Raw genomic sequence first — 1,509 nt, forward strand, 5'->3', positions numbered from 1 at the left:
TAACTTGATAACACGATACTTTTTCAATTCATTCACAGTGAGTAATATCCTTTTCATAAGTCTTAGTTTAACATTTGGGACATTTTATGTTTCGACCTACTTAGGACATTATCACTTTCGAATGATACTTCAGTTGTTTTTCGCTATTTCGTCGTTGACAATTCTTGTCGAAAAATAGCTCAAAAGTTGCGTTTTGGTTTTATGATAATTATCTAGCATAAGATAGATTAAAATAAGTATTTTTTAGCTGTATTTTTGATATAATTAGATTAATAAATATCTGATATGGAGATTGTCATGCTAACAAAAGAAGAGTTGCCTGTTTGTCCAGTTGCAACAACAGTTGATTTAATTGGGAATAAGTGGAAATTGCTAATTTTACAACAACTATTATTTAAAACGATGCGTTTTGGTGAATTACAAAAAGCTATAAATGGCATTAGTCAAAAGGTTTTGACACAAAATTTGCGAAAAATGGAAAAGGACGGTATTATCAAACGTAAAGTTTATGCTGTCGTACCGCCGAAAGTTGAGTATTCAATGAGTGATTTGGGAGAATCCCTTCGTCCGATTATTGATGTGATGAGTGATTGGGGAAATATTTATATCAAAGAAAATTTAATATCGAAAATTTAAGAGTTTGTATTTTTATTAAAATCTTACCTTTTGGTAACTCTCTAATAAAAAAGTGCTTACTTTTTTTCTGTACCGACTTCATTTATAATAAAAATATGAAGTAGAAAGTTTTACTTCAAATTTTCAAAAAGGAACAGTAATTTTAATGACTTTAAACAATTTTAGCGCAGTAAATGTTTTTGCAAAAAAATTAGTGAATGATGAAATATCAATATTTCAAGTTATCAAAGGTGACAAAATTAAATTGTTTGACGAACCAACTTTTATCAAATTAAATGATTTGGCATTTCATAATGGTGTGATTGAAGTAAAAGTTAAGAGTAAAGTCTTGCCTGATGCACCCGATTTTGCAAGAGGTTTTATTGGTGTAGCTTTTCGTATCAATGAGAATAATAGTGAATTTGAGGCGATCTATGTTCGTCCGAGTAATGCTCAAAGTACCAATCAACTAAGAAGAAATCATACGACACAGTATTTTTCTTATCCAGATTACAAATTTGATCGATTACGTGAGGAATCGCCCTCAGTTTATGAATCTTATGCACCGATTGCCTTAGATGAATGGATTGACTTGAAGATTGAAGTTCAAGGTTTACAAGCAAAATTATTTGTCAATCAGTCACTCTATCCTGTCTTGATTATCAATGATTTGAAACATGGTAACTCAATCGGTAGTATTGGACTTTGGGTCGAAGTAGGGACAGAAGGTTATTTTACTGATTTAAAAATAGACTTCTCCCAAAAATAAAAAATTTGTTATACTATAGTCATGAACTATGAATCCCTCAGCAAACTCAGCGATAGTCATTTTAAACGTCTAGTTGGCGTTAAACGTCCAACCTTTGAATCTATGAGCAGTCTTCTTAAGACCGC

General features: G+C 31.1%; 2 protein-coding genes. Both read left to right on the plus strand.

Annotation, left to right across the window (positions count from 1 at the left end; genetic code table 11):
- Positions 1 to 297 precede the first annotated feature (297 nt).
- Entirely contained in the window at positions 298 to 636 is a 339-nt protein-coding gene (locus Hs30E_RS10895; protein WP_172209955.1) for a winged helix-turn-helix transcriptional regulator, read from the plus strand.
- Between the two features lie 244 nt (positions 637 to 880).
- Positions 881 to 1,384 carry a hypothetical protein gene (locus tag Hs30E_RS10900; RefSeq protein WP_228462055.1) on the plus strand — a complete coding sequence of 168 codons (504 nt, stop codon included), beginning with the start codon at positions 881 to 883 and terminating at the stop codon, positions 1,382 to 1,384.
- Positions 1,385 to 1,509 lie beyond the last annotated feature (125 nt).

The sequence above is a fragment of the Pseudolactococcus hodotermopsidis genome (assembly GCF_011170085.1).
Lineage (GTDB): Bacteria > Bacillota > Bacilli > Lactobacillales > Streptococcaceae > Pseudolactococcus > Pseudolactococcus hodotermopsidis.

Bases quoted from the DNA above. Each gene is read 5' to 3' on its own strand.
- Hs30E_RS10895 (WP_172209955.1), top strand. From the start codon at position 298: ATGCTAACAAAAGAAGAGTTGCCTGTTTGTCCAGTTGCAACAACAGTT.